The organism is Planktothrix rubescens CCAP 1459/22 (genome assembly GCA_904830895.1).
GTDB classification, from domain to species: domain Bacteria; phylum Cyanobacteriota; class Cyanobacteriia; order Cyanobacteriales; family Microcoleaceae; genus Planktothrix; species Planktothrix agardhii.
The window spans coordinates 5,283,228-5,309,655 of sequence record LR882958.1; the positions used below are offsets into that span (position 1 = coordinate 5,283,228).

The following is a 26,428-nucleotide window of genomic DNA, read 5'->3' on the forward strand; positions in this document are numbered from 1 at the left end:
TAAAAAATGTCCTATCTACCTGACCAATCACCAATTCCGAATTCGGTTCAACAAGTTGCCTCTGCCCTTCGTACCACAGGCTGGATTTGCTTTTGGATACAACTGGTTTTAGGGGTGATTTCGGCTGTGATTCAGCTTTTTGCCATTTTAGTCTTTAGTCGTGGGACGACAGGAACAACGGCCCCATCATCGGGAATTGGTGGGGGTTTGGTCTTTGCCCTCATCGGACTGGGGATTTTGGGATTTAGTATTTTTCAGGCCTTTGGTTATACTCGTTTGGCCCGTAGACTCAAAGCACCGGGCATTACCCGTCCCAGTCGAGGAGAAACCTTCAAGCGCATCCGTACAGGCTTAACCAGTAATTTAACTGGAATGGCGGTGACTTTAATGGCTTCGGAAGCAATTAATGGGATTCTCTTGGCAAAAGCCATCTCTCAACCCCGTGGTTTGTTTAATGCTCCTGGCAACTTGCAAGATTTTGTCCAACCCCTTGATTTTTTTGTAGTTCTGGCTAATACCCATACAATTGTGGCCCATTTTGTTGGGATCGCAGGTGGCTTGTGGCTGATCAATCGAATTTATAAGAATTAGGGGAATTACGAATTACGAATTACGAATGGGGAACAGGAAGAATGTACTTATAGATAAGGGTTTTGGGTTTTTGTCAATCTTTCTTAACAAAAAGTTGCAAACTTCTGGAAACTGTGTTAACTTTTATGTAGTTGGCTCAAGCAAACAGGAGATTTTTTGATTATGGAAAGCAAAGATACCAAGTTTGGGTTTACAGAATTCGCGGAGACTTGGAATGGCCGTTTAGCCATGTTAGGTTTCACCATCGGTTTAGCCACGGAACTTCTAACCGGTCAAGGGATTCTGTCTCAATTAGGTTTAATGTAATTTTTCCGGTTGTTTTCAACGCATTCAAGGGTTCTAGGACTTAACCTGAGAACCCCATTTACCCCCTAAATAGTAAAAAATCCCCCGAATTTGTAGTGTTTGGGGGATTTTTTTGATTAGAAATAGGGCTTGCTGAAAAAGTAACAGAATTAGACGAGTAATGTATTATTGCGATCGCTATTGCTGTATTCTTTACAGCAACCAAACGCGATCGCAGATCCAGACCGATCAACAGTTTCCGAGTGTCGGTAGTCAGACTAAAGGGCTTTTGGTTAATGCCGATGGTTCTGTGGATATCTATTTCGGGCCGAAACCGCCTGCTGGCAAGGAGAATAATTGGGTACAGACGATTCCTGAAACGGGTTGGAACACGATTCTTCGGCTTTATGGCCCGTTGGAGCCTTGGTTTGACAAGACTTGGCGACCAGGAGAGATCGAGTTGTTAAAATAGTCCTATCCAGAATATTTCTTGATCGCCGATCTGTAGGTTGGGTTGACGAAAGGAAACCCAACATTTCTACACAAACATTATTCCCTCTCCAAAACGAATTAACACCATTGTCATTTAATTTGTTGGGTTGCGTTCCTTAACCCAACCTACAAGATCAGCGATCGCACTATAACCTTTGATAGCTCGGAAGGCAATCTTGCGATCGCTAATCTCAATATCTCTTAATCTTAAACTTCAGTAAAAAATGACAACTTTTTGGCAAAATTTAAGAGCTAATCTTTGGAAATTATCCCTCCTAGGCTTAGAACGTGGCCCTCACATTACCCGTTATTCCATGTATGCGAATTTGCAAGCCCAGGGTCAAAAACTTCCCAAAAAAGCAGGGGATATTCTATCCATTAGTCACTCGCAAAATTTAATCGAACTATTAGGTATTCAAGCTAAAACTTTAACCGAAGCTAATTATCCCGATCATAACTTTTTATCCCTGAACTTTGCCGATGAATCCTTTGATTTTGTCCTGTCCGATCAAGTCTTAGAACACGTTGAAGGCAATCCCCAACAGGCCATTGATGAAAGTTGGCGAGTGTTGCGACCTGGCGGGATTGCGGTTCATACCACTTGTTTTATTAATCCGATTCACCTGGTTCCCAAAGATTATTGGCGATTTACTCCCGACGCATTAGCCCTGTTGAGTCAACGATTTTCTAGAATTTTGGCTTGTCAAGGTTGGGGCAATTTTGAAGCCTGGCTATTAATTCGTGATGGTCTGCGGTTTGAAGGTATTCCCCAGGCTGCTTGGCATCCTCTTCATCAGTTAGCCCTTCGCAATGATCCTGACTGGCCAATTGTGACCTGGATTATTGCAGAAAAATAGCGGGTTTACTGCCTGGGATAGCGTCTAACCCACATTCCGTACATAAAAGTGCGATCGCCGATCTTGTCGTGGGATCGCCGATCTTGTAGGTTGGGTTGAGGTTACGAAACCCAACATTGCTTTTTCCCAAATTACCACCCAATATCTGAGTTATAATCAATACAGTCAATTTTACACCTTAATCAAATAATTTAACTTATGTCTGCTACAATTCGTGAAGAACTTCACCAACAGATTGACCGATTACCTGATGACATTGTTGAAAAAATTGCCAACTTTACCCGATTAATTTCCCCTGATCCAAATAACATTTCAGAATATACTAATTGGCAAGATGAAGACTGGCAAAAATTTTCATTAGAGCAATTTTTCAAAGAAGAAGATGAAATTGAATATTCCCTAGCAGATGCTCAAGAAATTTATCAACCATGAAACCTGGTGATATTGTTCTAATTCGTTTTCCTCAAGCAGACTTGAAATCAGGAAAACTACGCCCAGCCTTAATTATTGCTATTTCACCAAGTCGCCATCGTGATTTATTACTTGCTTTAATTTCTTCTCGTCTCCATCAAGCTACTCTAGGATTTGACGAAATCATTAATACCTCAGATTCCGACTATATTAATACTGGACTTAAAGTGGCTTCTTTAATTCGGCTAGGACGATTAACAAGTGTCGAATCATCTGTAATCAATGCACGTTTAGGAAATATCTCACCAGAAAGACTAATACGCATTAAAAATCTTTTAATCAATTGGCTAAGAAAATAAAATTAGTGAGATCGCCGTCATCTTGTTGATTAAACTTTAAAATTTCGATCATTTTGGCTTTTGAAAGTGCGATTACTTTGGCTGTTTAAGGTGCGATCACGGTATAATAAGGGAAATACTCTTTAAACACCTTAACCGATGAAAATCAAAGTCATTGTTCACACAGAAGAAACGGGTTATTGGGCTGAAGTTCCTGCTCTTCCTGGCTGTGCTACCCAAGGTAATACCTTTGAAGAACTCTTACAAAACTTATATGAAGCGAAGCGAACGCTTACAATAGAGGGCAACCTTTATTGCTATTCTTAGCTTATGCCCACTCTATCAAGCTTCTATGGAATAAAAATCACAATGAACTATAACGATCACAATCCGCCTCATATCCATGTTGAGTATCAAGATTGTGAAGCGATTATAATGATTCAAACAGGTGAAGTTTGTGGTCAAATGCCCAAAAGAGGACTAAATTTAGTATGGGAATGGCTTGATCTGCACCAATCTGAACTATTGGAGAACTGGGAAAATGCGCGTCAAAGAAAACCTCTTAACAGAATCGATCCCCTTCCCTAAAAAGGATATCTTGCTTAATGTTGTCTCTGTGGAATATCTGGATAACTATCAATTAAAGCTAACGTTTAATAATGGAATAGAAGGGATTGTAGATTTAGAACAAGAATTGTATGGAGAAATCTTTGAACCCTTGAAAGCTAAAAGTTTATTTCAAAAGGTATTTGTAACCAGTCGGACTATAGAATGGCCAAACGGAGCAGACTTTGCCCCTGAGTTTTTATTTGAAATTGCTTTTGACAAGCAATCTATTGGTAATTCCTATCTGTAATCCAGATAATTGTATGGTTAGGATTGCTATAGATGCAATCGTTATCACCCGCCCTATATCCCCCCACTGATTCGGAGTACCAAATTCTGTGGGGGGATATAAGGCGTAATATTAAAATTAACCAAGGTTAACTTCTTCGGGCATATAAACTTTATATAAACTCCACAACCCCAGTACAATCAGAATTTGAAGACTCCAATGGGCAAAGGCAAACCCCCAGACTAAGCAGATGAGTCCAATCACTCCAGCTAACACGAAGGGAATATCATTAGAGGTTTGTGTATAGATCCAGATAGTGCGATTCGTTTAGCCTAAATTAAGCCAAAAGGCTTATGGGACGGCTAACCCAGTTGTTAAGACTGGTGATAACTGATTACATTTATGGGTGAGTAAAGAAACATCACAAAATCTCAAAAATAACGAAATGTTACGAAATTCAGAGATAAGTAATAAAAAATTTACAAGTCCCATCCCTCAAGTGCTGAGGTGAAAGCATAACCCCTAGTTTGAAATGGGTAGCATCCATCAAGCTAAAGCGGGGTTAAAAGATAGAACTACTGAAAGCCAAATTTGGTAACTATCGAGCAAGAAGTTCATGCGTAGCGCAAGCAAAGATGTGTCTGAACCATCGATACCGATAATGGTGAAAAGGCTAAATCAGGAATAAAACCCATTGGAAAATATGGTAAAGACCTGGTTATCACCAAGCCAAAAGGCAAGGATAAGGGAATAAGCGGTTTATACGCCGACTTATAAGCACAAACCCAATAAACCCGGTGGACAGCATCACGCTAAAAACTTCAAACAAATGTGTAATCGGAACGAAGTAACCCCTATATATCTCTGGAGAGGTCGAAATCCAGTAAGTAGCTAACGAACGATATTTAGGGGAGGGATGGTATCAAAAGCGAATGCCTTGTTGTAATGACAAGGATATGCTGACAGATACTCGGTAATTCCAAAGAAATAGAACAAGTAGCAATGTATATGTCTAAAACGCTGAATAAAAATCAGACGGTGGAATGGAAAGACCTTAACTGGCGAAAGTTAGAAAAGGTAACTTTCAAGTTGCAAAAGCGCATATTTCGAGCGAGTGAACGAGGCGATGTTAAAGCAGTTCGTAAACTTCAAAAAACCCTGATTAATTCCTGGAGTGCCAAATGTATTGCGGTTCGTCGGGTAACACAAGATAACCAAGGCAAAAATACGGCTGGAGTGGATGGAGTTAAATCTCTGAACCCAAAACAACGTATGAGCCTTGTAGGACGATTAAAGTTAACCAATAAGGTAAAACCAACTCGTAGAGTTAATATTCCCAAACCTGGTACAACCGAAACCCGTCCATTAGGGATACCCACAATAAACGACCGTGCATTGCAAGCGTTAGTAAAACTAGCGTTAGAACCAGAATGGGAGGCTAAATTTGAGCCAAACAGTTATGGTTTCAGACCAGGACGTTCCTGCCACGATGCAATCGAAGCAATATTTAGCAGTATTAAGCAAAAAGACAAATATGTACTGGATGCTGATATCTCAAAATGCTTTGACCGCATAGACCACAAAGCGTTAATCTCCAAAATACACACATACCCTACATTAAGCCGTCAACTAAAGACATGGCTCAAAGCAGGGTACATGGACGGAAAAGAACTTTTTCCTACTAATGATGGTACACCACAAGGCGGGGTCATTTCACCCTTACTTGCGAATATTGCCTTACATGGTATGGAAGAAAGAGTTAAGCAATACGCCGAAACTCTAAAAGGGGCAAAAACGGCAAATAGAGTAGCCCTTAGTCTAATCCGTTACGCTGATGACTTCGTGATAATCCATGAGGATCTAAACGTAGTCAAAAAGTGTCAAGAGATAATTGCTGATTGGTTAAGTGACATGGGACTGGAATTAAAACCAAGTAAAACAAAATTGACCCACACCTTCAAAGAAATTGATGGAAATGTTGGGTTTGAGTTCCTAGGATTCCACATACAACAGTACAAAGTAGGAAACTACAGAGGTGCTAATAAAACGAATGGAATACCGCTAGGTTTTAATACATTAATCAAACCCTCAAAAGCCAAAATCAAAACTCATCTTGTCAAGATAGCTGATGTAATAGATTCCCATAAAACCGCCCCACAAGCTGCTCTAATTAGCAAGCTGAATCCAATTATTAGGGGTTGGTCAAATTATTACTCAACAGTGGTTAGTAAAGAAACCTTCTCAAAGGTTGACCATCAAACCTACGACAAGCTGAGAGCCTGGGCAAGAAGAAGGGGAAAAGGGAACATCAATAAAGACAAATACTGGAGAACAGTAGATGACAGAAATTGGTGTTTCAGTACAGAAGATGGATTGAAATTATTCACCCATAGCAGTACGCCAATCATTAGGCATACAAAGATTAAGGGTGAAGCTAGTCCGTTCAATGGAGACTGGATTTACTGGAGTAAACGTCGAGGCGAATATCCTGAGACTCCTAAAAGAGTGGCAACACTTATTAAGAAACAAAAAGGTATTTGTCCTCACTGTGGTTTGTATTTCACAAGTACAGACATTGTAGAAGTTGACCATATTAAACCAACATCGTTAGGTGGAAAAGACACCTATGATAACCTTCAACTTTTACACAAACATTGTCATGACACAAAGACGGCTAGTGATGGTTCTTTAACTAAAACAGTTGAGAATTATGACAATCAACCGTTTTGAATCGTACCTATAACAAAGGTGGAGTTATCAAGGAGCCGTGTGAGGTGAAAGTCTCATGCACGGTTCTGAAGGAGAGGTTAGGGGGGCAACCCTCTAATCGACTCTAACGAACCCAGGGCAAAAGTAAGAAGCATAAGATAGACTGAGGGCATGATCTCCACCTCCTAGGTGAGTTGCGTTGAGTCTTGCTGCAAGTGCAGTAGACTACACTATTCAGGATAGGAGGGAAATATGAAGATTCTGTGAAGAAAAGAAAAATAGTGATAGAAATTCGCTTTTTTTTACAAAACTTTATTATAAGTATTGATACAAAATAAATTACCTAGTGGAGAGAGGGAACACCGGATCTGGGAACAGCCCCCCGTGCACGAGCAGGGCTGTTTCAAAGTCGGGTGGAAAAGAGTAAAGAAAGAGCGATCGCTACCTGATAAAATCAAGAGCGACCGCTAGTTTTTTACAAAAATAAAGATGCTAACAACTCTAATAGAAAAACTGAAAAAAGTCAAGGATTACCGGAAAGCCCAAGGAATAAGGCATCCGATTTGGGTAGTATTATTAATAGTCATTTTGGGGCTAATGTCGAGAAATTTAGGGTACAGAGAAATCGAAAATTTTGCTAAAATCAATCAAAAAGAACTCAGTCAAGTTTTAAAAATTCAGCTAGAAAAACCGCCATCATACTCAACAATAAGAAGAGTAATAGAAGGAGTAGATTGGTCAAATTTAATCGAGATATTTAATGAGATGTGTATTAAACCTGAAAAAGTTGGAGAACAAAAAAGTTTCGGTTTATCAAGTGAATAGCAACTTTCACAAAGGCTGGAAACATCTGAAAATTGTGATTCAAATAGAAAGAAGTGGCAACAGAGGAAAAAAACCCTACAAAGAAAAAGTATACTATATCAGTAGTGCAGTCAACGAGGCGAAAACCTTAGCTCAAATTATTAAAGGACATTGGGGGATTGAGAATCAATGCCATTGGGTAAAAGATGTAATTTTTCAAGAAGATAAAAGCCGAATCCGTAACTTTCAAGCAGCTACCAACTTCTCAACTCTAAAAACTCTGGTGATCAATCTTTTCAGAAGTTGGGGTTTTGTATCAATAACAGAAGGACAACGGTGGTTAACTGATCACTGGCACAAAATTTTTATTATCTCGGAACTGTTTCCCCTGAAATCCTCAAGATAATCGAGTAAATCAGCGGCAAAAATCCAAATAAAATAGATATAAATCCTCTATGGTAAAGATATAGAGAAGTTTTTTTTGCTTAAAAATCAGAAAGATTATACCTTGAGCAATATTCCTGATAATTCAGTTAGAATTACTCGGTTTTTTCGCCGAATGAGGCAAAAATTGGGGAGTTAAATTGAGTCCCCAATTTTGGAAAATGAAACAGCCCTGCGTGCACGAGGGGCTAGGGGGGGAGGGAACACCGGATCTGGGAAACCCCCCGTGCACGGGGGGCTAGGGGGGGAGGGAACAGGGTAGAGGATGTGCAATTAATTTTGTTTAGGTACTTATTACCGAAAATCGATATCTTCTCCTGCTTCCGATGCTACGGGTAAACGCACAAAAAAGGTGCTTCCCTGGCCCAATTGACTTTCCGCCCAAATGTGACCCCCATGTTGCTGGACAATACTGCGACAAATAGCCAGTCCCAGTCCAGTCCCCCCTTTCTGGCGGGAGTCAGAGGCGTCCACCTGTTGAAAACGACCAAAAATGCTTTCTAGTTTATCGGTAGGAATTCCCCGTCCTTGGTCTTGGAGGGTAATCAAAACTTCTAAGCAGGAACGGGATAGACTGGAATGGTGGAGTGTGGCGTCAAACCAAATGCAACTATCAACATCAGAAAATCTGATCGCATTACTTAATAAATTAGTGAATACTTGAATAATTCGGTCGGGGGCGACCCAGATTTGAACTGCTAGGGGTTTGATTGATAAATTTACACCAAATTTTTCTGCCATTCCGATCATTTCATTATTAGCTTGTAGCATTAATTCGGCTAAATTACAGTATTTTTTATCAAGGGTAATTTGCCCAGCTTGCATCCGTTCTAAATCAAGAATATCGTTAATTAAACGGACTAAACGGGTTGTATTAGCACCAGCAATTTCAAACATTCGTTTAGCGCGTTCGGGTTGAGTATCTAATAATCCACTGGCTAATAATCCTAAAGCACCATGAATTGAGGTTAAAGGAGTCCTAAGTTCATGACTGACAACGGAGATAAATTCATCTTTCATTTTTTCCATGGCTTGCCTTTCGGTAATATCTTTAAAGATGACCACAGCCCCGATAATTTCCCCTTGATTTTGAATGGGAGTGCTAACATATTCGACGGGAAAATCAGACCCATTGCGATGCCTAAAAACTTCGTTATCGACATGACGAACTAAACCATCTTCTAAGGTGGCAAAGATTTGAGAACTTTTACGTTCGCCATTGGGATGAAATAAAGGAACTTTAATCAGATCAAAAATTCTGGGGTTGCCATTAACATCGGGAATAATTTCTTGTTGTTGGGAAGGTTGTTGATTTTCCCAAACTTCTTGATCGGATTTTTGAAAATTAATTAAGGCATTTCTATAGAAATTTTTACCATGAATCTGTCCTACTAATTCTACTAATTCAGGATCGGATTTTCCTTGATAATCTAAAGTCTGGATTTGAAATAGTTCTAAGGTTGCTTGATTGGCTTCTAACCAACGTCCTGAAGCGTCTTTAAAGCAGACTAAATCCGGCATGGCATTAATTAAGGTTTTCAACCTTTCTGAACTCTCTCGCAATGCTTCTTCTACCCGTTGTCGTTCTTGCATTTCTTGAATTAATCGTTGATTAATTGCTTGTAGGGAAGCAATCAATTGAGTTTCAGTTTCGGAATTTTGATTAATCATTTAAGCTACGGTTTTGACTAAAGGTATCGATCATGAGTTTAATCATTTGTTCTGAAGTGATGGGTTTTTCCAAGAATCCTTGGCGTCCCAATTGAGCAACTTTTACCCGTTGATTTGGGTTCTTTTGTTGAGTTATAACAATCACAGGAATTGGCGGGGTCTGTTGAGTAAGTTTGGTTAATAAATCGTAGGAGGAATATAAGTCAAAATCTAAAAATACTAGGGGAGAATATTGTTGTTTTTTGGATGATAATTTGAGTTATGTAATTAATGATAAATCCGTGAGAATTTTGGTTTCAACTCCCAAACTTAAACTCGCTTTTTGTCCAGCTTCAATTAATAATTTATCTTGACTGATTATCCAAACTTGATGGTCGGATTTAATCGAGGTCGGTTGAGGGTTTTGTATTGTGGAAGGGGGAGAATATTGTTCAACTTCTTTTCTAAGTTTAAAGACTAATTCTTGCAATAGGGTAATTTCTGCTAAATTTAAGGTTTGATTTTGACAGAGTTGTTCGATTTCTTTAGCGATAATCGAGCCTCCTCCTAGGCCAAATGTTCCTAAAGATCCGGCAAGTTTATGAGCTTCTTGTTGAGCTTTTTGTTTGATATTTTGATCGGGTTTTCCCTGTTGGTTGGCGAGAGAAAATTCTTCTAAAATGGTAATGCGATCGCAAATTTTGCCTTGATATCTATGCCAAATTTCAACAATAGCTTGATCCAGTTTGTTTTGATCGAGTTCGGGTTTTTTACTGGTTTTTTTAGGTTCAATTTTAGGGTGAGATTGCTGTTTAAGACGATAACCTAAGCCATATACTGTTTCAATCAAATCTGCGTGGGCACCGGCATTTTTAAGTTTATTTCTTAATCCTTTAATATGCGCCCGGACAGTATTTTCCGTTGGTGGGTCTTCAAATGTCCAGAGTTGCTCTAGGATTAGGTCTAAACTAAAAATTTGTTGATGATGTTTGAGAAATAGTTCTAATAATCCATACTCTTTAGGGGTTAAATTGAGGAGCATTTCCCGATACATAACTTCACAGGTTTTCGTATTCAAATGCAGATATTCCCATTCCAAAAGAATTGAAACCGTGGGTTGACGTCGGCGAAATATAGCCCTAATTCTAGCTAATAATTCCTGCACATCAAAGGGTTTAACCACATAATCATCCGCGCCCGCATCCAAGCCTTTAACTTTATCTTCTTGATGATTGTAAGCGGTTAATAAAATAATCGGATTTGTAATATTTTGCGATCGCAGTTTTTTACATAAATTTATCCCATCTAATTGAGGTAATTCCACCTCTAAAATCATCAAATCATAGGTAAATTTTTGTGCTTTTTCCCACCCGGCTATTCCATCTGTCACCCTGTCAACAGTGTACCCTTGGTGAACTAAAGCCACCACCAAAGTCTCAGCCAGATCCTGATCATCTTCTACCAATAAAACACGCATAGAGGGGACAGAATTTAGGGAAGGGGAAAAGAAAGTTAAATCCAGTCCAAAGTTGATAATTTTTAATTATTAAACTTTGGACAATCTGTTAGGAAAAAAATCCCCTAAGCAACGGATTGAACTTCGGAAATTTCAGGAATTCTTTCGCGCAAACGGCGTTCAATTCCCATTTTTAAGGTCATCGTAGAACTAGGACAAGAACCACAGGCTCCTTGTAGTCGGACTCGAACAATCGGGCCATCGAGTTCAACGATTTCTACATTTCCCCCATCCGACATTAGATAAGGACGGAGTTCATCTAAAACAGTCTCTACGTTTTTTTCAGTTAGTGCTAGTGTATCCATAATTTACCTTAAATTGAGAGTACAGAAATCGAGTTGGGATAGTTTCATCCTAACGTTATTTTTGGATCAATTCATCCCCCTTTAGGAATCACTGATTGCGATTAAACCGCAACGGCCTCAAGAAGTTTGACTTGGGAATAGTTAAACTCCGTGATCATCAGTTTATCGGCTTCTTTAGAATGAACTACTTGGTGAGTCATAATGTAATAGTTGCCAAATTTTTCAAAGGTATCTTCAAACTCAAGTTCTTTAATAATTTCTTGAGTTTGAGGGTTACGGAATACCGCATCATAACGGGCTGCTGCGTAACCTTTTCCGGTGTCCAAACTTTCATGGGTATTAATCACAAATGCCATCCGACCCATGACGCGGCTAACCCGAGAAATTTGATCGCCACGCACGGAATAATTTGATCCCATGGCATCACCTTCGACTAGGATTTGTAAAGCCCCGGTATCGTCAATTTCTCCTAAACTAAATTTATTTTTTCCATGGGCTTGTTCAAAAGAACTGCGTTTACGATGGGTAACCACATCCCGCAGTTGGGTATAGACGCTTTGCTTGACTTCTTCGTCAGCAATTTGGCTAACTTCCACCGTCAAGTCTGGGTTAATTTGAATCTGTCCGGTGTAGACTTCATCCCCCTGTTTAAGTTCAATCTCAGCCTGATAACCGGGGAAGTTAGAGTCCCAGGTATAACGATTTTCATAGGCATTCCGAAATAAATCTAAAGCGTTTTTTGATTCGGTCATAAAATAGCTAGGGATGAACAGCACTATAATCTCTATTATAGAATATTAAGGGGTTCCTGAGTTCAGTCTCAAAAAAAATAGACTAAACTTAAGGATTAGAGATTAAAACTCACCTATTTTTATTGGCAATAATTATGTCTAAACGTCCAATTTATCTGGATTGTAACGCTACAACCCCCGTTGATCCCTTGGTTTTAGAAGCAATGTCACCCTATTTTACGGAATATTTTGGTAATGCCGCCAGTATTAATCATACTTATGGGTGGGAGGCTGAAGCCGCTGTTAAACAGGCTAGAGAAATTATTGCTAATGGAATTAACTGCTCTCCCGAAGAAATTATTTTCACCAGTGGAGCTACGGAATCTAATAATTTAGCCTTAAAAGGAGTAGCTGAAGCCTATTTTAATAAAGGTAGACATATTATTACTGTCATAACCGAACATAATGCTGTTCTTGATCCTTGTCATTATTTAGAATCTTTGGGGTTTGAAGTTACTTATCTGGGGGTAAAATCCGATGGACTGATTGATTTATCTGACCTAAAAATAGCCCTGCGTCCCGATACTATTTTAGTTTCGATTATGGCAGCTAATAATGAAATTGGAGTGCTGCAACCCTTAGCTGAAATTGGAGAACTTTGTCATAATCATGAGGTTTTATTTCATACTGATGCCGCCCAAGCTATTGGTAAAATCCCTCTGGATGTTCAGCAATTAAATATTGATTTAATTTCTTTAACCGCCCATAAAATTTATGGCCCTAAAGGAATCGGAGTATTATATGTACGGCGGAGAAATCCTAGGGTGAAATTAGCACCTCAACTTCATGGTGGGGGCCATGAACGTGGAATGCGTTCAGGAACTTTATGTACCCCCCAAATTGTCGGATTTGCTAAAGCAATTGAAATTGCCTTATCCCAAAGGTTAATTGAAACTCAAAGGTTAATTCAACTCAGAGAAAACCTCTGGAATAAATTATCAACCCTAGAAGGAATTTATTTGAATGGTCATCCAACCCAACGGTTAGCTGGAAATTTAAACATTAGTATTGACGGTGTTGATGGTCAAGCATTACTATTAGGATTACAAACTATGATGGCGGTATCTTCTGGTTCTGCTTGTACCTCGACAAAAATTGAACCCTCCCACGTTTTAAAAGCATTGGGTCATTCGGATAATTTAGCCTATGCTTCGATTCGTTTTGGTTTGGGTCGATTCACTACAGAATCAGAAATTAACCAAGTAGCAGAGCATACGATAAACACTATTCAAGCCTTGAGAAAAGTCGCATCTCGCTCAACAAATATTTCAATTTTGCCTAATTAGAATTCTGTTTTTCCAGCCAACTTAAAACATCTTCCTCCGAGTGTAAATCATAGGTTAGACCACTTTTGGGATCATAAATATGCCATTGGGCGGAACCTAACAAATTAGAACTTTTCCAAACATAAGGTTCTGATTTTGTTGAGAGATTAGAGAATTGAATGGGTTGATTTAAAATCAGCCAAAGGGTTCGGAATAAATGAAATCTTTTTGTTGAATTAGGATCGGAAAAATCGAGTTTAAAACAGTCCTCGATATGGTTAAGTGTTTGTTGCTCTGATAAATTTTTGGCACAAAAAATTACCCAACAATGCCATATTTTACCTTGATAAAATCCCGATATTCCCTGTTCATTTGAAGGAAATAAAACCGTATCAGGAATTAATTCTAATTTGCGATAAATTTCCCATTGAGTTTTCATAATAAACACTCCTTTTTAAAAAAGTTTAGGTGCTACAAAAGACCCTGAATTTTTGAGTCGGAGTATCAAGTCTGTTATAGCAGGGAACAGCCCCCGCCCGTGCACGGGGGGCTAGGGGGGGAGGGAACAGGGGGAAATACTTCACCGTCTGGGTTTTAAGATCCGTCTGGTGTCTTAATGTATTTATTGTTACAGAAATTTCTGAACTTATCAAGGAAATGTCAAGGTTTCTTGAATAATTCTGGGCTACCGACTGCTACGGGGAAGGTAGCCTCCCTCCTCAAACACTGGTATCGTCACTGGATTACTGGATTGTCACTGGATTGTCACTTTTTAGATTTATCCTCAAGTTTAGATAACATTCAACTTAATTGAGATAGGACTCAAGCGGAATTGAATTCAGAAATTAATGACTAATACTTCGCATCATAAAGTATGTTATGATACAAAGTGTGATTTTCTAATATAACTACTTAGGGTTTGGGTGCTGAGAATTTAAAAAATCCCTATTCACAGTCTATAAAAAATAAATTATTGATGTGAATAAAGCTGACGTAAAAACAATTAGTATACGGCAGTCTGTGTAAAACAATAAATCTCAAAAATAATATTAGCATTAAACGATGAATTCATGTATACATTATCTAATTCTTTCAGACCCATTTTAGAATCTCGATTTACAGGAAATCGCTGGAGTGCTTTCTGGGGTGAGCTTTTGAGCAACAGTGGTTATTTTTTGATTTTAAAAAGTCTCTCTACTATTATTTCTAAAAGTTGGATTGAATATTTTACTAACCCCACAGAATATTTATTAGTTGTAGCCATGTTAGTCCAAGCATGGGTGCTTTCTCGTCCCAATTCCAATAGATTTTGGGGAAATTTGGTCGGCGTTGGTTTGTACGCAGCAATGGATTTACCCATTGATGGAGTAATGTTTTTTAAAGAACCTATTCATTTAGTATTCTTAATATTTTCTTTGATCATTGCTACTCTCCAGGGATTAAGATTTCATGGGAAATTAAATGCTGATTGGTTATTTTTTCCTCTGGAAAGTATCACCAGAACTTTAATGATTATTGCTTTTTATATTGTGGTTGAAATTTCCAAAGAGTCTAATACATTATATGGAAGAAGTTTTCTGCATTTTCTTCAAAGTAAAACCCACTCATTTTTAACGTTAAGTCTGATTTTAATTGGGTTACTTTTAGGTTTACAAGCGTTTCAACTCTCACAACAGCGAAATCAACTCCAACAGACCGCAAGACTATTAGGAAATATGGCAGAATGGGGGATGGGAAGTTATATGGTGGAAATGGCTTTAAATAATCCTGAAGCTTTGGCATTTCAAAAATGCGATCGCACTATTTTATTTATGGATATTCGAGGTTTTACACAATGGTGTGAACAAACACAACCCGATATTGCCGCCCAAGTTTTAAACCATTATTATCAAACTGTAGAACCGGAATCTTCACAATATCATCCCTTAAAAATTACCCTAGCTGGGGATGAAATTATGGCGATATATGCCACCCCACAACAGGGGATTCAAGCGGCTCAAGCGATGCAAGAAGCAGCTAAAAATGTCCTCAATCCCTATGGCTTAGGAGCAGGTTGTAGTATTCACTGTGGGGAAGTAATTGAAGGATTATTTGGCGGAAAAAAAGTTAGAACTTACACTGTTATTGGAGATGTGGTGAATACGGGTAAACGTTTGGAAGGAATTACTCCGGCTGGACAAATTACTATTTCTGATCCCATTTATCAAGCCTTAAATTGTAAACTAAATGTTCAACCTTGTGACCCAATTTTTGTGAAAGGAAAAGTCGAACCTTTAATTGCTTGGCGTTTAAACGGTTAAATGACAGAGAAATTCATACAATAAGTAGTTGTACAAAATAAATTACCTAGTTGAGAGAGGGAACACCGAAACAGCCCCCCCGAAACCCCCCGTGCACGGGGGGCTAGGGGGGAGGGAACAGGGTAGAGGATGTGTAATTAATTTTGTTTAGGTACTTATAAGCTATTGTCCCTAAATCAATAGGACAACCCAAAATATCCTCTTACCACCGAACCTGGTTTCTTCGTGTAAAATTGTAAAATCACCCTTTCTCCCTATGATTAACCTTCTATGAAAAGCGCATTTTTAGACCGTCTGCATAGTCCTGAACGTCCCGTTATCGTGTTTGATGGGGGAATGGGAACTAACCTACAAACCCAAAATCTCACCGCCGAAGACTTTGGCGGGAAAGACTACGAAGGTTGTAATGAATATTTAATATATACCAAACCCGAAGCCGTTGCTAATGTTCATCGAGGCTTTTTAGAAGCGGGTGCAGATGTTATTGAAACCGATACTTTTGGCGCCACTTCTATTGTTTTAGCTGAATATGATTTAGCTGATAAAGCTTATGATTTAAACAAAACCGCCGCCGAATTAGCTAAAGGTTTAACAGCAGAATATTCTACACCAGAAAAACCCCGATTTGTTGCGGGTTCAATTGGGCCAGGAACAAAATTACCTACCCTCGGACATATTGATTTTGACACCTTACATCAAGCCTTTGCAGAACAAGCGGAAGGATTATTTGATGGAGGTGTGGATTTATTCATCGTTGAAACTTGCCAAGATGTGCTGCAAATTAAAGCCGCATTAAACGGAATTGAAGACGTTTTTACTAAAAAAGGAGAACGTCGTCCGATTATGGTTTCCGTCACAATGGAAGCCTTTGGAACCATGTTAGTCGGGTCAGAAATGAGCGCGGCGTTAACAATTTTAGCCCCCTATAAAATTGATATTTTAGGTTTGAATTGTGCCACTGGCCCCGATTTAATGAAAGAACATATTCGTTATTTATCGGAAAATTCCCCGTTTATTGTTTCCTGTATTCCTAATGCTGGTTTACCGGAAAATGTTGGTGGAAAAGCCCATTATAAACTTACGCCACTTGAACTAAAAATGGCGTTAATGCACTTCGTTGAAGATTTGGGAGTTCAGGTGATTGGCGGCTGTTGTGGAACCCGTTATGAGCATATTCAAGCATTATCTGAAATTTCTCAAACCCTGAAACCCAAACAACGGGAACCGCAATTTATTCCCTCGGCGGCTTCAATTTATAGTCCCCAAAGTTATGAACAAGAAAACTCGTTTTTAATTATTGGTGAACGTCTCAATGCTAGTGGGTCTAAAAAATGCCGAGATTTACTTAATTTAGAAGACTGGGATGGGTTAGTTTCCTTAGCAAAATCTCAGATAAAAGAAGGGGCGCAAATTTTAGATGTTAACGTCGATTATGTTGGGCGAGATGGCGTAAGAGATATGAAAGAATTAGTCTCTCGCGTTGTGACTAATGTTAATTTACCCTTGATGTTAGACTCGACAGAATGGCAAAAAATGGAAGCGGGGTTAAAGGTATCTGGGGGAAAATGTTTACTCAATTCTACTAACTATGAAGATGGGGAAGAACGCTTTTATAAAGTGTTAGAAATTGCTAAAAAATATGGTGCTGCTATTGTGGTGGGAACCATCGATGAGGAAGGAATGGGAAGAACCGCCGAGAAGAAATTTGAAATTGCTCAACGGGCTTATAATGCGGCCGTTAATTATGGTATTCCTGCTTATGAAATCTTTTTTGACCCCTTAGCATTACCGATTTCTACGGGTATTGAAGAAGACCGAAATAATGGCAAAGCCACGATAGATTCTATTCGTCAAATTCGTCAAGAATTGCCCGGATGTCATATTGTTTTAGGGGTTTCTAATATTTCCTTTGGTTTAAATCCGGTGGCGCGGCAAGTCTTAAATTCGGTGTTTCTGCATGAAGCTATGCAAGTGGGGTTAGATGCGGCTATTGTTAGCGCCAATAAGATTTTACCCTTGGCAAAAATTGACCCCGAACATCAAGAAGTTTGTCGCAAATTAATTTATGACCAGCGAGGATTTGATGGGGATGTTTGTGTTTATGACCCATTAGGAGAACTGACCAATTTATTTCAGGGTAAAACCACAAAACGAGATCGTTCTGGAGATATTAACCTTCCGATAGAAGAACGTTTAAAACGTCATATTATTGATGGAGAAAGAATTGGATTAGATGATGCTTTAGCCGCAGGTTTAAAACAATATCCTCCCCTAGAGATTATTAATAATATTCTTTTGGATGGGATGAAAGTGGTGGGAGAATTGTTCGGGTCTGGACAAATGCAGTTACCTTTTGTATTACAATCAGCCCAAACTATGAAAGCCGCCGTTGCCTATTTGGAACCGTATATGGAGAAGTCAGAAACGGGGAATAATGGCAAAGGAATGTTTTTAATTGCTACCGTTAAAGGGGATGTGCATGATATTGGTAAAAATTTAGTCGATATTATTTTATCTAATAACGGCTATCGGGTGCTTAATTTAGGGATTAAACAACCCGTGGAAAATATTATCAATGCTTACAAAGAACATGGCGCGGACTGTATTGCCATGAGTGGATTATTAGTTAAATCCACTGCTTTTATGAAGGAAAATTTGGAAGCATTCAATAAAGAAGGTATTACAGTTCCGGTAATTTTAGGTGGGGCGGCTTTAACTCCAAAATTTGTCTATGAAGATTGTCAAAATGTCTATCAAGGTCAAGTTATTTATGGCAAAGATGCTTTTTCTGACTTGAATTTCATGGATAAATTAATGCCTGCGAAAACAGCCCAAAAATGGGATGATTCCCAGGGATTTTTAGGGGAATATGCAGAAGTCAAGAAAATTAAAGTTAAGTCGGAAACAGTTAAAAATGCTTCAGAAAATCCTGAAGAAATTGTGATTGATACCCGACCTTCTGAAGCTGTTGATGTTAATATTGAACGTCCCACCCCTCCTTTTTGGGGAACGAAAATTTTACAACCGCAAGATATTCCTATAGAGGATATTTGGTGGTATTTAGATGTACAAGCGTTAGTTGTAGGTCAATGGCAATTTCGCAAACCCAGGGAACAATCAAAGGAAGAATATAATCAATTTTTAGCTGAAAAAGTCTATCCAGTTTTAACGGAATGGAAGGCTAAGATTTTAGCGGAAAATTTATTACATCCTACGGTGATTTATGGATATTTCCCCTGTCAATCGGAGGGGAATTCGCTATTAATTTTTGACCCAGAAAATCATCAAAAACAGGTTGCCCGGTTTGACTTTCCTCGACAAAAATCAGGAAAACGCTTGTGTATTGCGGACTTTTTTGCCTCTAAAGAAAGTGGCAAAATTGATGTTTTCCCGATGCAGGCGGTAACTGTTGGGGAAATTGCTACGGAATACGCGCAAAAACTGTTTGCTGAAAATGACTATAAGAATTATTTGTATTTCCATGGAATGGCGGTACAAACCGCCGAAGCGTTGGCAGAATGGACTCATGCAAAAATTCGTCGGGAGTTGGGATTTGGAAGTGAAGAACCGGATAATGTGCGGGATGTTTTAGCCCAACGTCATCGGGGTTCTCGTTATAGTTTTGGATATCCGGCTTGTCCGAATATTCAAGACCAATATAAGCAGGTTGAGTTATTACAAACTGACCGAATTAATATGTATATGGATGAAAGTGAACAAATTTATCCAGAACAGTCTACAACGGCGTTTATTACCTATCATCCTGTTTCTAAATACTTCAATCTTTAACTTTCTTTAATCTTTTTAGAGTAAGTCTCATTGTGATTGAGGCTTACTTTAAACGAAAATTTTGTTTTATTTAACTTAGGGGTTAAATCCATTTATAATAGTTTCTTCAGCAATAATTTCTTCAACTATATCTTCGGTTTTTAGTGATGATTTTTCAGCCATTGGGATATTAATTTTTAGAAACACATCTATAGTAATTTGATTATGTTGAAATGTAATATTTGTTACGTTAAATTTTTCTAAATTTTCTGGAGCTTGAGTTTGGGAAAATGATTCTATTTTATAGCCTGCTTCTTCTAAATATTCAGTAATCTTACGCCAATTTTCAATTCGCTCTTCCATCTTGTTAACTAAATTCTTGACATAGCGGTATAAAGTAGCACATAAATCTGTTTCTACACCCTTAACGTTTTTTCTCAATTTTTCTGCAATTTCCGCCGGGCTATATCCACACAACAACCCGCGTAAATGCAACTTTTCCATTGGGGTTAGTCTTTTTCCCTTAGCTGAAGCCAAATCAGTATAAAGTGCTTCCAAATCCCACTGTAGGGCAGCATAGTTGAACTGTTCGTCAATTTTTACCATAATTGTAAAAATCCTAAAATTCCTGATTAAATCCTAGCATAAATCCTGATTAATATCAGTTTTAATCTGATGTAAGTTGATTTATAGTTAGTACAAAGACGTACTAAGATATGAAATATCACTCAATATCAGAGAAAAAGGCAATGTTTTGTACATACTCTGTACGTTAAAAAAATAATTGAGGGAATATCTATTTATGTTCAATAGAAAATTTGCAAAACTCACCATCTTAGCGACTATATTCACCATAGGAATAGTCATAACGGCAAAACCAGCTTCAGCACGGCGTGGTTGGAATTCTTACAAGTTAAGTGATGTAACAAAAAATGATGAAGGTAACTACTGTAGATATCGTTTAATACCTTGTGGTGCTGGCACGGGCTTATGTGATTCAAAACATCCCAAAATAGGAGCTTATTTTCGACGGATTAACGTAAATACTTCTAAAGTAGGTGAATGTTGGGATGATTATTGGTCTTGGTGGTAAAATTTTCATCTCTAACCTAATTCATTTACCTAATTTTGTATAGCTATGTAAATAGCAAAAATGTCTATAAATTGGACAAATCTAATATTTAAGTTAGATTTATCCAATTTATTTAAAATTTTGTAGCCCCCAAATAATATGCTGGTTATTTGTGTTTCTATAAATTAATCCTTGTTTAAAAAACAAACTTATAATTTTATATTCATTAATTATGGGCTTATTTCATAACATAAAAACTATGACTATATATGTAAATTTTAAAAAAAACTTATCTCTTGGATTTACGTTAATTGAACTTTTAGTAGTTATTATAATAATAAGTATCCTCTCTGGAATAGCTCTCCCTGTAATAATTGACCAAATTCATAAAGCTAAAGAGGTTGAAGCCAAGCAAAATCTAAGTATTTGTTACCGCTCACAGCAAGTCTATTATCAAGAGTATGGAGCCTTTGCTCAGACTTTGGAACAGCTAGAATTAGGAATTAAAACTGAAACAAACAATTACAAATACGCGATTGAAGTTTTCAATGCTCCTAATAATAAAGATGATTTTCCTTGCTGCATAGCAGAAGCCAAACAATCTGAACTTGAAACTTATATGCAATGCAATTCACAAAATTAACAAAGAATAGGTTTTTAGAAGAAATTGCTAAAGCTAAACAAGCTTGGCAAGAGGCAGAAACAACGGAACCCAGGGCTATTTCTGTAAAATATAATCAAGATCAAGATTTAATAGTAATTCACTTAAAAAATGGCAGTATTTTTAGCTTTCCGCCTCGACTTGCCCAAGGTTTAGCGGATGCGACACCAGAACAATTAGCCGATGTTTGGATACCGCCATCGGGTGAAAGTATTCATTGGGATAGTTTAGATGTAGATTTTGGAATTCCTGAGTTAGTGATGGGAATTTTTGGAACAAAATCTTGGATGGCTGAACTTGGAAGAAAAGGAGGTCAAGCTACCTCAAAAGCTAAATCTGAAGCATCTCGAAACAATGGAAAAAAAGGAGGTAGACCTAAGAAAGTTACCGTTTAATTTCACCGGATGGGTTAGACTGATTAAAGTTCTTAAAAAACTGGCGATGGTGTTTTTAATATACTAAAGACTAAGCCCTGAAGGGCTTACTACGTTTAGTTTTTTAGGCGTTTTCCTTCTCCTTGAATGCGTAAATATTCCCCAAATAAGGCAAGGAATCCAGAGGCTAAAATTAGGATGACGCTCAAGGCATTAATATCGGGTTTGACTCCGGTTCTAATTCGACTAAATATTTCCATTGGTAAGGTATTTGCCCCACTTCCGGCGGTGAAACTGGCGATTAAAAAATCATCCATACTTAACACAAAAGCTAGTAAACAACCTGATATAATCCCAGGCATTAATTGAGGTAATAAGACTTGCAAAAAAGCCTCTATGGGTGTTGCTCCTAAGTCTAAGGCGGCTTCTTCTAAATGGGGATCTAAATCGGCTAAACGGGTGGAAACAACTAAGGCAACGTAGGCTAAACAAAAGACAACATGGGCGCATACAATTGTCCATAAACTGAGGGGAATGGCAACGGCGGCTAAAAATACTAGGGTTGCCACCGCCATAGCGATATCAGGAATAATTAATGGTAAATAGGACGCTCCTTGATATAATCCTTTTCCTGGGAAATGATAACGGGCTAATCCTACGGCCATTAATGTACCAATAATCGCGGCAATTCCTACGGCACAAATTCCCACGATTAAACTATTATTTAAAGCGGTTAAAATTCTGGTATCTTGGAATAATTTGACATACCATTCTAATGTAAATCCTTCCCAGCCCGCACTATATCGAGATTTATTAAAACTAAAAAATGTTAATACAAAAATCGGCAGGTACATATAAAAAAACATCAAACAGACAAAAACTACCTGCCAAGAAATTCTAAACTTTGGTTTAGCAGCCATATCAAGGATCTCCTCTGGTTGTTGTTGGATTTCTTCCATAAATTTTTCCTAATTTATTTTAATTAACGAGACGGTTTAGGATCTCCATATTTAATTAAAAGTGCGATCGCAATACTCACCCCAAAAATTAATACCATACTCAAGGCTGAACCAAAGCCCCAATTTTGAGTTGATCCTAAAAATTGGTTATAAATTAATCGAGAAACCGTCATACTTGAGGCTCCTCCTAATAGTTCGGGATCGACAAAATCTCCCATTGAACTAATAAAAACTAGCAGAGATCCGGCGGCAATTCCGGGCAAGGTTTGGGGGACGGTGACTTTCCAAAATGTTTCTACAGGTCGCGCTCCTAGGTCGGCGGAGGCTTCTAATAATCGCCGATCTAATTTTTCTAAAGACGCATACAAAACTGTTACCATATAGGGTAAATAACTATAGGCCATGCCAATTAAAACCGCCGGAGTTCGATTTAATAGTTCTAAGGCGGGTAATCCAATTAATCCTAAAACGGAGTTTAATACTCCGGTTGGTCTTAATATGGTAATCCAAGCGTAGGTTCTTAATAAAGAAGATGTCCACAGGGGTAAAATAAAGGCTAATAGTATTATATTTCGCCACTGTTTCGGGGCTAATTGAGCAATCCAATAGGCGACGGGAAATCCTAGGACTAAACAAATTGTGGTTGTGCCAAAAGCATAAAAGAGCGATCGCCAAATCACTAATAAATTAATCGGTTCAAATACTCTTAAATAATTATAAATGCCATTGGGAATTACCAAATCCCCAGGGCGAATATCCTTAACTAAACTGAGTTGAAAAATCAATAAAGTTGGCAGGATTAATAAGAGTAATAACCATAAACCCGACGGCCCCAATAATGCCAAGGGGCCAATTAATTGAGAACCGAGTTGTCGCCAGCCTTTTTTGATTGGGGGTGGAGAAGAAGTCGTTGGAGTTTTTGTTGAAATAGTCATAGATCAGGGAATGGGTAATGGGTAATGGGGGAAAAAATTGCTTTTTTCTGAGAGTTTGACCCGGGTTGAATATTCTAATTACCTTAACAATTACTATAGATTGGTTAAGGTTTAGCAGTTAACAATTAACTGGTTAGCTGTGTCCAATACCGTTCATAAATTTCATTAGCTTTACCCAAATCATGAATCATTTCACTGCGAGCTAGGATTGATTCTGGAGGAAATAAAGTCGGATCATTTCTCAAAACATCGGGTAATTTTTCATAAGCTAATCTCGAAGGCGTGGCAAATTTCAAGCGTTTAACTAAGGTTGCGGCTATATCCGGTCGCAACATAAAATTAATCCATTTATAGGCTCCTTCGGGGTTAGGAGCACTTTTAGGAATTACCATAGTATCAATCCATAAAGATGATCCACTATAGGGAGTAATATATCTTAAATCCTCATTTTCCTCCTTAATTTCTGCTGCATCGGAGGAATAACACATAGCAATTGATAAGTCCCCGACAATCATTTGTGGTCGCCAAGAATCCGTGGTAAAAGAAGCGATCGTCGGCCGTAATTCCACTAATTTTTCATAGGCTTGTCTAATTTGATTGGGGTCAGTAGAATTATAGGAATAACCTAACATTCTTAATGAGGCTCCCATGACTTCCCGCACATCATTAAGTAACGTAATTCGCTTTGACAATTTATCTTTATTTTCCCAGAGATAACTCCAATCTTTCGGGGGAGTTTCTAATTTATTCGGGTTATAAATTAACCCCGTTGTTCCCCAACTAATTGGAACACTATGAAGACCGCCGGGATCATAAATCGGGTTTTTAAATTGCGGAAATAAATCCTCTAATCCGACTAATAAAGAGTGATCAACTTCAGCCAATAGACCTATTTGAATCATTTTCTCCACCATATATCCCGAAGGATAGATGACACTATAAGCACTTGCTCCTCCGGCTTGGAGTCGGGCTAACATGGCTTCATTAGAATCGAAGACATCCGCCACAACTTTTAACCCAGTTTCCTCTCTAAAATGATCTAACAAATCTTGATCCGTGTAGCCAGACCAAGTGTAAATGTACAGAGTATCGGAGGAAATCTGAGTGTTCGGGGTGGTTTTGACCTCAGCTAATGTCCAACCACAGCTTGATAGGGACGATGCTACCATCGCAGTAACGGAAGTTTGCAAAAACTGACGTCGTGTTTGAGCAACCCTAGAATTCCGATGTTTTTGTGGATAAGTCGGAGACACTGTTTTTTCTCAGTGGAAGTTTAACAAATTCAACAATTGATTTAATTTTCCCATAGGATAGGGAAAAAATGTACATCAATTGAGAATAATATCCCGCAACCGGGCTAACTCATACAACCAAATTAACTGAGCTTCTGAATTTGATCTAGGAAATAAAACCTAGACTTGAGCTTCAGAAACCCGTTTTCTCAAAAGATTGAGTTTCTCAGTTATGGCGTCACACTTGATAGTTGACGTAGACTTTCTACTTGTTGTTCTTTGAGTTGCTGTTCAATTTGATCCTTAACAATTTGGCGGTATTCATAGAAATGTTCTACCTGTCCACAAACCACTAAATAATGATCTAAAACCCTGGGTTTGTGTCGTAAAATATTCCATAAATATCGCCAAAACGTCGAACGAGTTTCCCGCACAATCCCTTGATACCAACATAAAATCAATAGCGCCCGCATCGTTTTCATATCCACTAATTTCCGTCCAATGGAATTAGTTTTTGGCTCTCCAATCATCATAAAATGACGGTAAGTGCGATCTAAATATCGTTGTGGATCGTATAATTCATAAAATCCATTGACATATTCTAGGGCGATTTCTTCAATTGGTCGAGTGGGCAGAAAATTCATTAAGGTAGTTTGATTCGCATTCCCAGTTTCCTTAATTAATCGTCCTTCTTTTTCTAAACGATGCCAAAGGGCGGTATTAGGTAAAACCTGCAACATACTAAACATAGCAATGGGAATGGTGGTTTTTTCCACAAACCGGACAATTCGATCGCCCGCCCCGGTTTCTTCCCCATCAAAACCAATAATAAATCCCGCCATCACCCGTAACCCAGATCGGATAATTTTTTCCACGGAATCACTCAAAGATCCGCGAGTATTTTGGAATTTTTTAGTTAAATTTAAGCTATCTTCATCGGGAGTTTCAATTCCCAAAAAGACAGCCCGAAAATTACACTCAACCATCAAATCCATTAATTCTTGATCCTGGGCTAAATCAATGGAAGCCTCCGTGGTTAAACGGAAAGGATAATTATTATCCTTCATCCAAACTTTTAATTCATGCAGCAATAACTTAACGTTGCGTTTATTGCCGATAAAATTATCATCCACTAAGAAAACACCCTGACTAAAATTTAACTCTTTTAACCGATCCAATTCTGCTAAAAGTTGAGCCGGAGTTTTAGTTCGAGATTTCCGTCCATATAATACAATAATATCGCAAAACTCACACTGAAACGGACAGCCGCGGGAGTATTGCAAAGAAATCATATCGTATGCTTCTTTCTCCAATAAATCAAAGCGAGGGATAGGAGATGTCGTAACATCGGGTTTGTCTCCTTCTATGCGAAAAACCCCTTTTTCATCCCCTCTTTCAATCGCTTCTACTAATAACGGTAAAGTAATTTCTCCTTCATCTAAAACTAAATAATCCGCCCCGGCAATTTCTGCCGATTCGGGTGTGGAGGTGGGATAGGGGCCGCCTACAGCCACTTTTTTGCCCCGTCGTTTCGCCTCGCGAATTTGCTCCAAAAAATCATCTTTTTGGACAATCATGGCCGAAACCATCACCAATTCTGCCCAATCCCATTCCGCTTCAGTGATCTCTCGAACATTACGGTCTACTAATTTAAACTCCCATTTTTGGGGTAAAATAGCCGCTACCGTAATTAAACCTAGGGGTGGAAGTAAGGCTTTTCGGTTGACTAAGGCAAGGGCTTTTTCAAATGACCAGAAACTTTGGGGAAAAATGGGATAAATTAAAAGAACACGCATTATCATTAACCCTGTAAAAGATAAACATCTAAGTTCAC

Annotated in this window: 27 protein-coding genes and 2 pseudogenes; 17 read left to right on the forward strand and 12 right to left on the reverse strand. The window is 38.4% G+C overall.

Annotated elements, in window-relative coordinates; translation table 11 throughout:
* The first annotated feature begins 6 nt into the window (after positions 1 to 6).
* The 4 genes from NMG86_RS23940 (at position 7) to NMG86_RS23955 (ending at position 2,225) form a co-directional block, all read left to right on the forward strand.
* Positions 7 to 591, forward strand: coding sequence for a DUF3611 family protein (locus tag NMG86_RS23940; protein WP_026788011.1), 585 nt, complete (start codon positions 7 to 9; stop codon positions 589 to 591).
* Between the two features lie 162 nt (positions 592 to 753).
* On the forward strand, positions 754 to 897 hold the full coding sequence (locus tag NMG86_RS23945; protein WP_026788012.1) for a CAB/ELIP/HLIP family chlorophyll-binding protein: 144 nt from the start codon (positions 754 to 756) through the stop codon (positions 895 to 897).
* A gap of 160 nt (positions 898 to 1,057) precedes the next feature.
* The gene (locus NMG86_RS23950; protein ID WP_043938972.1) at positions 1,058 to 1,348 is read left to right on the forward strand and encodes a DUF1214 domain-containing protein; all 291 of its coding nucleotides are present in this window, start codon (positions 1,058 to 1,060) and stop codon (positions 1,346 to 1,348) included.
* A gap of 244 nt (positions 1,349 to 1,592) precedes the next feature.
* A complete protein-coding gene (locus NMG86_RS23955) occupies positions 1,593 to 2,225 on the forward strand; it encodes a methyltransferase domain-containing protein (protein ID WP_026788013.1) in 633 nt (210 codons plus the stop codon).
* Here the strand turns inward: NMG86_RS23955 and NMG86_RS23960 are convergent.
* Positions 2,209 to 2,394: a hypothetical protein gene (locus NMG86_RS23960; RefSeq protein WP_141293150.1), complete on the reverse strand. Its 186-nt coding sequence runs from the start codon at positions 2,392 to 2,394 to the stop codon at positions 2,209 to 2,211. The genes NMG86_RS23955 and NMG86_RS23960 overlap by 17 nt on opposite strands.
* 29 nt (positions 2,395 to 2,423) lie before the next feature.
* On the opposite strand from NMG86_RS23960, the gene NMG86_RS23965 reads away from it, so the two are divergent.
* The 7 genes and pseudogenes from NMG86_RS23965 to NMG86_RS23995 all read left to right on the forward strand — a co-directional run bounded on the left by NMG86_RS23965 (position 2,424) and on the right by NMG86_RS23995 (position 7,728).
* Positions 2,424 to 2,657, forward strand: coding sequence for a hypothetical protein (locus NMG86_RS23965; RefSeq protein ID WP_026795262.1), 234 nt, complete (start codon positions 2,424 to 2,426; stop codon positions 2,655 to 2,657).
* Positions 2,654 to 2,995 carry a type II toxin-antitoxin system PemK/MazF family toxin gene (locus NMG86_RS23970; protein ID WP_026788015.1) on the forward strand — a complete coding sequence of 114 codons (342 nt, stop codon included), beginning with the start codon at positions 2,654 to 2,656 and terminating at the stop codon, positions 2,993 to 2,995. Before NMG86_RS23965 ends, NMG86_RS23970 begins: the two co-directional genes overlap by 4 nt.
* Positions 2,996 to 3,133: 138 nt before the next feature.
* Positions 3,134 to 3,301 carry a type II toxin-antitoxin system HicB family antitoxin gene (locus NMG86_RS23975; protein WP_141293148.1) on the forward strand — a complete coding sequence of 56 codons (168 nt, stop codon included), beginning with the start codon at positions 3,134 to 3,136 and terminating at the stop codon, positions 3,299 to 3,301.
* Positions 3,302 to 3,304: 3 nt separating this feature from the next.
* The gene (locus NMG86_RS23980) at positions 3,305 to 3,562 is read left to right on the forward strand and encodes a DUF4160 domain-containing protein (protein WP_071782588.1); all 258 of its coding nucleotides are present in this window, start codon (positions 3,305 to 3,307) and stop codon (positions 3,560 to 3,562) included.
* Positions 3,563 to 3,572: 10 nt separating this feature from the next.
* Positions 3,573 to 3,830: a DUF2442 domain-containing protein gene (locus tag NMG86_RS23985; RefSeq protein WP_199918594.1), complete on the forward strand. Its 258-nt coding sequence runs from the start codon at positions 3,573 to 3,575 to the stop codon at positions 3,828 to 3,830.
* Positions 3,831 to 4,811: 981 nt separating this feature from the next.
* A complete protein-coding gene (gene ltrA, locus NMG86_RS23990) occupies positions 4,812 to 6,539 on the forward strand; it encodes a group II intron reverse transcriptase/maturase (RefSeq protein ID WP_026796660.1) in 1,728 nt (575 codons plus the stop codon).
* A 468-nt stretch (positions 6,540 to 7,007) separates the two neighbouring features.
* Positions 7,008 to 7,728: pseudogene (locus NMG86_RS23995) on the forward strand (ISAs1 family transposase).
* Between the two features lie 332 nt (positions 7,729 to 8,060).
* Here NMG86_RS23995 and NMG86_RS24000 read toward each other — a convergent pair.
* The 5 genes and pseudogenes from NMG86_RS24000 to NMG86_RS24020 form a co-directional block, all read right to left on the reverse strand.
* Positions 8,061 to 9,437 (reverse strand): PAS domain-containing sensor histidine kinase, encoded by a 1,377-nt coding sequence (locus NMG86_RS24000; RefSeq protein WP_026788018.1) that lies wholly within the window; start codon positions 9,435 to 9,437, stop codon positions 8,061 to 8,063.
* Positions 9,430 to 9,648, reverse strand: a pseudogene (locus tag NMG86_RS24005) (response regulator); the annotation flags it as partial. The pseudogene NMG86_RS24005 and the gene NMG86_RS24000, both read right to left, overlap by 8 nt.
* Positions 9,649 to 9,696: 48 nt before the next feature.
* Positions 9,697 to 10,893, reverse strand: a complete 1,197-nt coding sequence (locus NMG86_RS24010) for a response regulator (protein ID WP_052338579.1) — start codon at positions 10,891 to 10,893, stop codon at positions 9,697 to 9,699.
* Positions 10,894 to 10,997: 104 nt separating this feature from the next.
* Positions 10,998 to 11,237: a NifU family protein gene (locus NMG86_RS24015; RefSeq protein ID WP_026788019.1), complete on the reverse strand. Its 240-nt coding sequence runs from the start codon at positions 11,235 to 11,237 to the stop codon at positions 10,998 to 11,000.
* 101 nt (positions 11,238 to 11,338) lie between these two features.
* Positions 11,339 to 11,989: a DUF3386 domain-containing protein gene (locus NMG86_RS24020; RefSeq protein WP_026788020.1), complete on the reverse strand. Its 651-nt coding sequence runs from the start codon at positions 11,987 to 11,989 to the stop codon at positions 11,339 to 11,341.
* Positions 11,990 to 12,123: 134 nt separating this feature from the next.
* Between NMG86_RS24020 and NMG86_RS24025 the strand changes: the two genes are divergently transcribed.
* Entirely contained in the window at positions 12,124 to 13,314 is a 1,191-nt protein-coding gene (locus tag NMG86_RS24025) for an IscS subfamily cysteine desulfurase (protein ID WP_026796662.1), read from the forward strand.
* Here NMG86_RS24025 and NMG86_RS24030 read toward each other — a convergent pair.
* A complete protein-coding gene (locus tag NMG86_RS24030; RefSeq protein ID WP_026788022.1) occupies positions 13,307 to 13,732 on the reverse strand; it encodes a hypothetical protein in 426 nt (141 codons plus the stop codon). The genes NMG86_RS24025 and NMG86_RS24030 overlap by 8 nt on opposite strands.
* A gap of 631 nt (positions 13,733 to 14,363) precedes the next feature.
* Here NMG86_RS24030 and NMG86_RS24035 point away from each other — a divergent pair.
* Both NMG86_RS24035 and metH read left to right on the forward strand, forming a co-directional pair.
* Positions 14,364 to 15,593 carry an adenylate/guanylate cyclase domain-containing protein gene (locus tag NMG86_RS24035; protein WP_026796663.1) on the forward strand — a complete coding sequence of 410 codons (1,230 nt, stop codon included), beginning with the start codon at positions 14,364 to 14,366 and terminating at the stop codon, positions 15,591 to 15,593.
* A 270-nt stretch (positions 15,594 to 15,863) separates the two neighbouring features.
* On the forward strand, positions 15,864 to 19,382 hold the full coding sequence (gene metH / locus NMG86_RS24040) for a methionine synthase (RefSeq protein WP_026796664.1): 3,519 nt from the start codon (positions 15,864 to 15,866) through the stop codon (positions 19,380 to 19,382).
* A gap of 75 nt (positions 19,383 to 19,457) precedes the next feature.
* Here metH and NMG86_RS24045 read toward each other — a convergent pair whose 3' ends face one another.
* Positions 19,458 to 19,967 (reverse strand): helix-turn-helix transcriptional regulator, encoded by a 510-nt coding sequence (locus NMG86_RS24045; protein WP_026796665.1) that lies wholly within the window; start codon positions 19,965 to 19,967, stop codon positions 19,458 to 19,460.
* A gap of 196 nt (positions 19,968 to 20,163) precedes the next feature.
* Between NMG86_RS24045 and NMG86_RS24050 the strand changes: the two genes are divergently transcribed.
* The 3 genes from NMG86_RS24050 to NMG86_RS24060 all read left to right on the forward strand — a co-directional run bounded on the left by NMG86_RS24050 (position 20,164) and on the right by NMG86_RS24060 (position 21,489).
* A complete protein-coding gene (locus NMG86_RS24050) occupies positions 20,164 to 20,454 on the forward strand; it encodes a hypothetical protein (RefSeq protein WP_026796666.1) in 291 nt (96 codons plus the stop codon).
* Positions 20,455 to 20,692: 238 nt separating this feature from the next.
* On the forward strand, positions 20,693 to 21,076 hold the full coding sequence (locus NMG86_RS24055) for a type IV pilin-like G/H family protein (RefSeq protein ID WP_087882259.1): 384 nt from the start codon (positions 20,693 to 20,695) through the stop codon (positions 21,074 to 21,076).
* Positions 21,058 to 21,489: a DUF2442 domain-containing protein gene (locus NMG86_RS24060; protein ID WP_043938968.1), complete on the forward strand. Its 432-nt coding sequence runs from the start codon at positions 21,058 to 21,060 to the stop codon at positions 21,487 to 21,489. Before NMG86_RS24055 ends, NMG86_RS24060 begins: the two co-directional genes overlap by 19 nt.
* Positions 21,490 to 21,584: 95 nt before the next feature.
* On the opposite strand, the gene NMG86_RS24065 is transcribed toward NMG86_RS24060, so the two are convergent.
* The 4 genes from NMG86_RS24065 to NMG86_RS24080 all read right to left on the reverse strand — a co-directional run bounded on the left by NMG86_RS24065 (position 21,585) and on the right by NMG86_RS24080 (position 26,390).
* On the reverse strand, positions 21,585 to 22,427 hold the full coding sequence (locus tag NMG86_RS24065; protein ID WP_026796668.1) for an ABC transporter permease: 843 nt from the start codon (positions 22,425 to 22,427) through the stop codon (positions 21,585 to 21,587).
* Between the two features lie 23 nt (positions 22,428 to 22,450).
* A complete protein-coding gene (locus NMG86_RS24070) occupies positions 22,451 to 23,362 on the reverse strand; it encodes an ABC transporter permease (RefSeq protein ID WP_026795273.1) in 912 nt (303 codons plus the stop codon).
* A gap of 125 nt (positions 23,363 to 23,487) precedes the next feature.
* Complete coding sequence (locus NMG86_RS24075; RefSeq protein WP_081692385.1) at positions 23,488 to 24,531, reverse strand: polyamine ABC transporter substrate-binding protein; 1,044 nt, start codon at positions 24,529 to 24,531, stop codon at positions 23,488 to 23,490.
* Between the two features lie 293 nt (positions 24,532 to 24,824).
* The gene (locus NMG86_RS24080; protein WP_026796669.1) at positions 24,825 to 26,390 is read right to left on the reverse strand and encodes a B12-binding domain-containing radical SAM protein; all 1,566 of its coding nucleotides are present in this window, start codon (positions 26,388 to 26,390) and stop codon (positions 24,825 to 24,827) included.
* Between the last annotated feature and the right edge of the window lie 38 nt (positions 26,391 to 26,428).